The 6,515-nt window shown below is 49.1% G+C and carries 7 protein-coding genes; all 7 read right to left on the bottom strand.

Annotation, left to right across the window (positions count from 1 at the left end):
• Nucleotides 1–220 (bottom strand): hypothetical protein (locus tag AC3WTP_RS16810; RefSeq protein WP_492395784.1); only part of this gene is annotated, 220 nt, incomplete at its 3' end.
• A 293-nt stretch (nt 221–513) separates the two neighbouring features.
• Complete coding sequence (gene pduL, locus AC3WTP_RS16805) at nt 514–1,083, bottom strand: phosphate propanoyltransferase (RefSeq protein WP_492395783.1); 570 nt, start codon at nt 1,081–1,083, stop codon at nt 514–516.
• A gap of 111 nt (nt 1,084–1,194) precedes the next feature.
• A complete protein-coding gene (locus AC3WTP_RS16800) occupies nt 1,195–2,061 on the bottom strand; it encodes a 2-oxoacid:ferredoxin oxidoreductase subunit beta (RefSeq protein WP_492395782.1) in 867 nt (288 codons plus the stop codon).
• The gene (locus AC3WTP_RS16795; protein WP_492395781.1) at nt 2,048–3,796 is read right to left on the bottom strand and encodes a 2-oxoacid:acceptor oxidoreductase subunit alpha; all 1,749 of its coding nucleotides are present in this window, start codon (nt 3,794–3,796) and stop codon (nt 2,048–2,050) included. The genes AC3WTP_RS16800 and AC3WTP_RS16795 overlap by 14 nt, the downstream gene beginning before the upstream one ends.
• A gap of 227 nt (nt 3,797–4,023) precedes the next feature.
• Nucleotides 4,024–4,983 (bottom strand): dipeptidase, encoded by a 960-nt coding sequence (locus AC3WTP_RS16790; protein ID WP_492395780.1) that lies wholly within the window; start codon nt 4,981–4,983, stop codon nt 4,024–4,026.
• Nucleotides 4,984–5,135: 152 nt separating this feature from the next.
• Entirely contained in the window at nt 5,136–5,396 is a 261-nt protein-coding gene (locus AC3WTP_RS16785) for a stage V sporulation protein S (protein WP_006286829.1), read from the bottom strand.
• Between the two features lie 290 nt (nt 5,397–5,686).
• The gene (locus AC3WTP_RS16780; protein ID WP_492395779.1) at nt 5,687–6,481 is read right to left on the bottom strand and encodes a TIGR00282 family metallophosphoesterase; all 795 of its coding nucleotides are present in this window, start codon (nt 6,479–6,481) and stop codon (nt 5,687–5,689) included.
• Nucleotides 6,482–6,515 lie beyond the last annotated feature (34 nt).

Raw genomic sequence — 6,515 nt, 5'->3', positions numbered from 1 at the left:
AGCCCCTCGGACTCCCTTCCTGCGAATGACTCACTTCACCTGCTGGTTTATAGAGCATCCTCTTACAGTTTTTTTTTTGACTGTGCAGGGGAGGGTCTCCCCAGTTCACTGCATCCTCTTTCATACCATGCCGATCCCCATACGCCGGAGGATTCTTCTCTGCTGCTCCAAGTTCTTTGCAGATTCCGTGGCCTTCGTCCATCAACTCGAGACTCGGCATCCTCTTTTCCCTCTTGCAAGGCCTTTTTGACGACGCGGCAAGATTCACTTTATGTTACGGCCTGGTATGTTGCTCGCCTGGTCTCCGACCAGTACTTTTGTCGATACGCTTCTACGTAAGGATTTCGCCGTACGCAGGTATCCAAGCTACACGGGGGCTTGGCCCCTCCCGTGACCGGACTTACACCGGTTAGATGAAGCGTGCTTCTGGGCACGCAAATGACAAAAAGGAGCGCCCCGTATGGAGCAACTCCTTCTTGAATCATAGCGCGGCTTGAACAGCGCGTTCCGATATTATTCTACGATTTCTGCAATGTCGCCGTTATTAACAGCAGCTGCATTCGCTTCATCTGTATCAATATGCATGTCCAACGCAAAGTTAGGCGATACGCGTGCAATTACGTTCTCAAATACAACGCCACGATCTCCGCCTACGCGTACACGCAGCTTTTGCTTATCTTGAATGCCCCACTTCTCAGCATCAGATGTATGGAAATGAATGTGGCGAGCAGCAACGATGACGCCTTCCTCGAGCTCAACTTCACCTGCTGGGCCAACAAGCTTGATTCCTGGTGTGCCCTCTGTGTTGCCGGACTCACGAACCGGTGCCTTAACGCCAAGCGCAAAGGAATCCGTGCGGGATACTTCCAATTGGGAAGCAGGACGAGCAGGTCCGAGAATACGAACTTTCTTGAAGGAACCTTTAGGACCGATTACTTCTACAGTTTCGTTAGCTGCGTATTGTCCTGGTTGGGACAATGGTTTGAATTCTGTTAATTGATATCCAGCTCCAAACAATTTCTCAACATGTTCTTGTGACAAATGAATGTGACGAGCGGATACGCCGACTGGTACGGATTTCATAAATCTTCCACCTCTCAAATATCTCTCTATGTTAAACCAACACCTATTATACTACGCTTATTTGAAAAATAAACAAGGCATACGTCATATGACGTATGCCTTTTCCAACAATTACTTGAACTCGGTTAACAATTTATCAAATGATTCCCGAGAAATCTGAATATCTTGCTCCACCAATGGCTCCTGACGGAAGCCCGATATCTGGTTCTCGTATGACTTTTTGCTCTTGTCTTGATAGATCAAGCCGGTAATCATACCGTTTGTTTCCATTAGCTTCGTCATCGCCCCTATACGGTTAGTAGGATCGTAGCCTTCAACCGTATCCAGATTGATGATATTTTCCTTGAACCAGTCGTACGTATTGATCTTGTTAAACGTAACACAAGGGCTGAACACGTTGATCAAGGAGAATCCTTCATGCTGAATCCCTTGCTCGATCAGTGAAGTTAACTGCTTCAGATCGCTTGAGAACGACTGCGCTACGAAGGTTGCGCCTGATGCAAGCGCGATCTCGAGCGGCGACAATGTCGACTCTATCGAGCCTTCCGGCGTACTCTTCGTCTTAAAGCCGACTGCGCTGCGAGGCGACGTCTGGCCTTTCGTCAAGCCGTAAATCTGGTTATCCATGACAATATACGTCATGTTGATGTTACGGCGAATCGCATGTATCGTGTGACCCATGCCGATCGCAAAGCCGTCTCCGTCACCACCGGAAGCGATGACCGTAAGATCGCGGTTGGCAAGCTTGACGCCTTGAGCAACCGGCAGCGAGCGGCCATGAATCGTATGGAAACCGTAAGCGTTAATATATCCTGAGATCCGGCCGGAGCAACCGATACCGGAAATAACAGCTAATTTCTCTGGCTCTAAGCCGACATTAGCAGCAGCGCGTTGGATAGAAGCTTGCACAGAAAAGTCTCCGCAGCCTGGGCACCAGTTTGGCTTCACATTGTTGCGGAACTCCTTAAATGTTGCCATTGCTCACCAACTCCTTGCTTTGTTTGTAGACTTCGCTTGGCAAGAACGGCGTACCGTCGTACTTCGTGATGCTCTCGATCTTATCCGCGCAGCCAACGTTTAATTTGATCTGGTTAGCCAATTGACCTGTCGCATTGTTCTCAAGTACGACAATCTTCTTCGCGCGCCCAGCATACGCTCGGAACGCTTCTGTCGGGAATGGATAGAGCTGGCGAATCGTAATATGGTTCGTCGTCAAGCCGTCCTGCTCCATAACCAATCTCGCTTGGTCAATAGTACCGCCAGTGGAGCCCATGCCTACGATCAAGACGTCAGGATTCTCATATGGCGCATCCACACGAATCGCATCTCTCACCTGAAGATCATCCAGCTTATGCAGACGCTTATCCATCATCTTCTTGCGGTTGATTGCGCTCTCGGACGGACGGCCTGTCTCGTCGTGCTCTACGCCGGTTACGTGGTGAAGACCGCCCTTCTCGCCAGGCAGAACGCGCGGGGAGATACCGTCCTTCGTGAATTCGTAACGCTTGAACTGTGCGTTATCTTCCAATGCCGGCACATTCTTCACAAGATTGCCGCGGTCGATCACGATGTGCTCATAGTCAAGCGCTTCACAGGATTGTTTACCTAGCGATAGTTGCAAGTCTGTCAGCACGATAACAGGACATTGGTATTTCTCAGCCAAGTTGAAGGCTTCGATCATATCATAGAAGCAATCTTCGATAGAGCTTGGTGCGATTACGATCTTAGGAATCTCGCCGTGCGTACCGTAGATCATAGCGTTAACGTCACTTTGCTCCTGCTTCGTCGGCAGACCCGTACTTGGTCCTCCGCGCTGCGTATTGACGATTACAAGCGGAGTTTCGGTCATGCCTGACAGACCGATCGCTTCCATCATGAGCGACAGACCAGGACCAGCGGAAGCTGTCATGGAACGTACGCCCGCATAGTTGGCGCCGATCGCCATCGTACATGCAGCAATCTCATCTTCCGTCTGAACGACGGTTCCACCGAACTTCGGCAGATGCTTAATCAAATATTCCATTATCTCAGAAGCAGGTGTGATTGGATATGCGGACATGATTCGGCATCCTGCAGCAAGCGCACCAAGCGCCAACGCATCGTTGCCGATCATAAACAGCTTCTGCTTGCCGTCAGCAGGCTCCAGCTTAAACTCTTCAAGCGGCCCCCCCGCCTGTTCAAGCACGAACTCCGCGCCGCGGCGCACTGCTTCCACGTTCTTCTCTACAACTGCAGGACCTTTGCGACCGAATTCTTCTTCCACCGCTTTGTTAAACACTTCAATTGGCTGCCCAAGCAGTGCCCAGGAGGCGCCAGAAGCAACCATGTTCTTCATCAGAGATGTACCCAGATCTTCCGCGATTGCTGTGATTGGCACAGCAAATAATCTAGCATCTATACCTGCTGGTATAGACGGATTGAACTTCGCGTCCGCAACGACAACGCCGCCAGGACGCAGCTCCCGCGCATTCAGATCAATGGATTCTTGGTCAAAAGCAACTAGTATGTCTAGATCGTCTGAGATCGCTCGAATCGGCTTCGTACTAATTCTAATCTTATTGTTCGTATGTCCACCCTTAATGCGGGAAGAGAAGTGACGGTATCCGTATAAATAATAGCCCAAGCGATTCAACGCTGTAGAGAAAATACGGTCTGTACTTTCAACGCCTTCCCCTTGCTGACCCCCGATTTTCCATGACAATTGACTAATCAAGCTCGCCCACTCCTTTAAGCTGACTCGCATTTGCCTCGATCTAGCAAGAAAGAGACAGTGCATATTCGCAAATATTCGCCATAATATTACAAGTAAAATATTAGAAATGCATGAGTCATCCTCATTCTATGACTGCCCGTTGGAAAAAGCAAGCGTTTTCGCAGTTGTCCACGATATTAAGATTCGATAGATTTAATACCGTGCCGAGATGAATAGTCACAAATCGTTCATAGATTGTTGCGTGATGGCAGCTGTTCCTTCAAAAATCTCATAGCGTTGCCCGAAGCGAGCTTATCAGCAAAATCAGAACCGTACCGCTTCTCAACAGCAGCGAGCAAGTTTCCGTGCTGACCCGCATGCTCGAGTCCGATTATATTGCGATCAATGCCGTCAAAGTCTGAACCAAGCATAATATGATCTTGGCCACCTAATTCACAAATTCGATCTATATGAAGCATCAGATCATCGATTCCTGCTGTCTCCTGCTCTGTAACGAAATAAGGTACATATGTAATGCCAATTCTTCCGTTGCGCTCAATGATTGCTTTCACTTGTTCATCCGTAAGGTTGCGAACATGTGGCATCACATGCGCTGAATTGGAGTGGGATGCAATAATCGGACGCTCTGTCAATTCTAGCAATTGCCAGAACGCGTGCTCATTAAGATGGCTTACATCCATCGTAAGGCCTAAGCGATCGCACTCACGGATAAGCGCGATTCCATCAGTGGAGAACCCGCCTTTACGCGGTTCCTGCGCGCCGTCTACAGCCCAGTTGGCATCGTTCCAGCATAAGCCTACAAACCGCGCTCCCAATGCGTGAGCCGTACGGAGGTACACGAGATCGCCTTCCAGTGCATCAACGCCCTCTAGCGACAAGATCATTCCGATCTTATCGGGATCCTGCTCCCACTGATCTACATCCTCTTTCGAGAGGATCGGCATCACATTCGGCTGCTTCAGAATCTGCTCGCGGTATAAATCTATCGCTCTTAGAATCTGCGAGAAGCGCGGAGGACCCGTTATGAGGTTGCGCTCCATAAACAGAGCCATCACCTGCATCCCGACATTGCCCTGCTTTAAGCGCGGAAGCGTCACATCAAGCAAGCCTTCATCTGTAAAATCCAGCTTGCCTTGATACAGCATCTTATACAGTACATCACAATGAAAATCGATTACTCTTCTCATTTTAATAACTCTCCTTCATCTGTTTAGATTACTCCTATTCACGCTTGGCTCTAGCATTCCTTACCAGCATGTCCAGCACAACAAAAAACCTGCTTACACTGTAAACAGGTTACCACATTATGAACCCATTACGCACACCTGCTGCACTTTACTTATCTAGGCTCAACGATTAGCTTAATCGCCGTCCGGTCCTCGCCATCAATAACAATATCGGTAAACGCCGGTATACAGATTAAATCGACACCGCTTGGCGCAACGAATCCTCGAGCAATCGCAACCGCTTTGATGGCCTGATTTAAGGCGCCTGCTCCGATCGCTTGCAGTTCAGCAGCACCTCGCTCACGCAGCACTCCTGCCAGCGCGCCAGCTACCGAATTTGGATTGGATTTTGCTGAAACCTTTAATACTTCCATGGAAAGTACCTCCTCAGGCTTGTTGGTCTGATTCCATTCACAAAAATATATTCGGGAATTTCGTAAACATTCCAGTCCTGAGGCTCTGTTCCCGACAGCTTTCTGGCCCCCCGAATGCATGCTCGTTCATGGTTATGATTCACTTTTATGCTCAAAATCAGCATTTCATGACCATTTATCGTAAATTCAAAGCAAGAACGAAGCTCAATCGATTATTCCACCTGCGTGTAACATAAAGCAAAAGAGAAGGAGCAGTATGCTCCTTCTCTTATACGAATACGAGTTAAGTGCTAGCTCATGATCCATTCATCCTCACGGATGCGGATCTTCTCAAACTTCGTCGCACGGCCTGTTTCGTCGTCGATATCGACAACTACCGCGTGGAACATCCACTTGCCTTCGCATACGACAAAGCGAACAGGCAGCTGTGTCTTGAACTTGCGAAGCACCGCTTCTCGCTCCATACCAAGCACGCCTTCCTTGGAGCCAACCATGCCGACGTCCGTTACATAAGCTGTTCCGTTCGGAAGAATGGTATCATCGTTCGTCTGAACATGCGTATGTGTGCCTACAACAATAGATGCGCGGCCGTCCAGATGCCAGCCCATCGCAATCTTCTCCGATGTTGCTTCAGCATGAAAATCAACCAGCACTGCCTTGCGTTTCTTGCCTAGGCCATCCAGAATTTCATCTGCCTTGCGGAAAGGACAATCGATCGCGGGCAGGAACGTGCGGCCTTGCAGGTTTACAATCGTCAATTCCTTGCCATTTGCCTTGATCGTTGCTACGCCGTTTCCTGGAGTACCAGGTGGAAAATTAGCTGGGCGAACGAGACGCTTCTCATCATCGATCCACTCGAAGATATCGCGGTTATCCCACGTATGGTTGCCCATCGTAAATCCATGGATACCCATCTCTGCAAATTCCTTAATAATAGCTGACGTAACACCGCGTCCGCCTGCTGCATTCTCCGCATTCGCGATAATGATGTGCGGATTGTACTTCTGCTTTAAGGAAGGCAGCAGAAGCTTCACGGCGCTGCGTCCCTTATTGCCGACGATATCGCCGATAAACATAACCTTCATTTGATTAAATCCCCCTTGCAAACGGTAAAACTTC

The sequence above is a fragment of the Paenibacillus sp. EB106-04-04-XG159 genome (assembly GCF_058791835.1).
The sequence above is the reverse complement of the archived record's forward strand: the minus strand, read 5'-3'. Positions and strand labels throughout refer to the sequence as shown.

Excerpts from the sequence above, each read along its gene's own strand:
- pduL (WP_492395783.1), bottom strand. The coding sequence starts at position 1,083 with ATGAAATCCGTACCAGTCGGCGTATCCGCTCGTCACATTCATTTGTCA.
- AC3WTP_RS16780 (WP_492395779.1), bottom strand. The coding sequence starts at position 6,481 with ATGAAGGTTATGTTTATCGGCGATATCGTCGGCAATAAGGGACGCAGC.
- AC3WTP_RS16785 (WP_006286829.1), bottom strand. The coding sequence starts at position 5,396 with ATGGAAGTATTAAAGGTTTCAGCAAAATCCAATCCAAATTCGGTAGCT.
- AC3WTP_RS16790 (WP_492395780.1), bottom strand. The coding sequence starts at position 4,983 with ATGAGAAGAGTAATCGATTTTCATTGTGATGTACTGTATAAGATGCTG.
- AC3WTP_RS16800 (WP_492395782.1), bottom strand. The coding sequence starts at position 2,061 with ATGGCAACATTTAAGGAGTTCCGCAACAATGTGAAGCCAAACTGGTGC.